This is a genomic window from Anaeromicropila populeti (assembly GCF_900112775.1).
GTDB classification, from domain to species: domain Bacteria; phylum Bacillota; class Clostridia; order Lachnospirales; family Lachnospiraceae; genus Anaeromicropila_A; species Anaeromicropila_A populeti.
Window position 1 is genome coordinate 1 of record NZ_FOYZ01000040.1, and the last position, 1,670, is coordinate 1,670.

A 1,670-nucleotide genomic window follows, 5' to 3' on the forward strand; every position below is an offset into this window, starting at 1 on the left:
TGATTAAGAGGCAACAATACTATGCCTCCTTACAGGATGCGGCATAGGTCGAACATCCTTGTGAAAAAAGTGTAAAGAGATATTGACAATATCATGTTTCTACTTTCTCTGACAATAATTTTGTTTCATTCTTCATGAATTGCCTTGAAATATTTAGTCGCTTCTCATCATCTCCTAATGTTTCAAGTGTTGAATACATGAGAAGATCTTTTAACTCTTCATCATCTCCATTAGCCATTTCTTCAAAGAAGTCGAAAATGCTTGATATTAAGTCCTCATAATTTTCAATGTTATCTATAATTTTATTTACACAGGGCATTACACCCATTCCCCACAAAACATAGATTCCATCATTTGTATCAACCATATTATCTTTTAGATTTTTGTTTATATCTTCATTTAACTGTGGAAATTTACTGATGAATATCTCAAAAATATTATTAATAGTCAATTTATTTCCCTCCTAACGCTGCATTCAAGCCATTTAAAATATCTTGCGCCACTTTTGTATCCGTTGGAGATAAAGTTCCCGAGTCAACAAGTTTTTGGAAGTACTTAGACATATCAACAGCCTTTTGGGTATGTCCTTTTTAATCTACATTTTTTGATTTACATAATAAAACGTACCTTTCGCTACAATTATCTTGCTACAAAAAGTACGTTTATAGGAACTGCACCTAAGTTTTTATATCATAGAAACAAGCCTTTTCAATATCTGAAAAAAGTGCGTCTGTCTCTGATATTAAATTTTATCTATTCTTTCATATATTAATAATAGGTTTTTTTGTGATTTATGGTATTGAAAATCCCAACGAATAACCATAATATAAGTTAACTTAATAAAAATACTTTTCAATCTCCTCACAATGCTGTACTGTATTTGTTTTCATATACTTTTTACATTGCTTTATCACATCATGTCCTTTATCCGCTAATCCTTCTAATACTGTAAAATCCAATACTTCCTGCACCTTAATATCTTCGCTAACTGCCATCTTTTCCATGAAATCAAAAACTTTCCTAATCTCTTCAGTTTTTTTATTATCAACAATATCTCCAATATACGGAACTACAACCATTCCAAAAGAAATATGAACTCCTACTGTTTCATCGACAAGATTATCCATTTCTTTTTTTCTGAAAAACTCTAAACACTCAGGCACCTCTTTTTTAAATTCTAAATATAAATTGTTATATTTCATCTAATTCACCTACCTAATGCGTTATTTAAATCTCCTAGTAATTTTGTGGCCAATGCCTTATCAGTTTCACTTAAGTTCTGGGTTAAAATTTTATTTTCAATATAGCTTGCCATATCGATTCCCTTTTGAATATGTGAACCGCCATTTTTTCCTAGCATAATTCCAGTTTCTCGCTCAAATTTAATAACATCAGCAGTTCCCCCGTCACCAATAAACGATTTTCCTCTGTATAATTGTTTTATTGCATTCTGTAATTGAGGATTTTCTGCCTGACTTAATAATTCTTCTTGCATATTTGTACCAATCCAATTCTTATATTGACTTGGTAATGCTTTTCCATTTGGTCCTACAAAATAATCTATTGTTTCACTCCCACCCTTACTAATCTTTACTCCATCCGCAACCTTTTCTGCGTCCTTTATTCCATCAACTATATTATCACCTTTTTTGCTTTCTTTCACTATCTTT

The 1,670-nt window shown here is 31.2% G+C and carries 3 protein-coding genes; all 3 read right to left on the reverse strand.

Features of this window, described 5'->3' with window-relative positions:
• Window positions 1-91 precede the first annotated feature (91 nt).
• Window positions 92-451 (reverse strand): DUF7674 family protein, encoded by a 360-nt coding sequence (locus BM305_RS18685; RefSeq protein WP_092564510.1) that lies wholly within the window; start codon window positions 449-451, stop codon window positions 92-94.
• A gap of 385 nt (window positions 452-836) precedes the next feature.
• Complete coding sequence (locus BM305_RS18690) at window positions 837-1,202, reverse strand: DUF7674 family protein (protein WP_092564513.1); 366 nt, start codon at window positions 1,200-1,202, stop codon at window positions 837-839.
• A 5-nt stretch (window positions 1,203-1,207) separates the two neighbouring features.
• Window positions 1,208-1,670: hypothetical protein (locus tag BM305_RS19305; RefSeq protein WP_177214815.1), on the reverse strand; the 463-nt coding region annotated here is incomplete at its 5' end.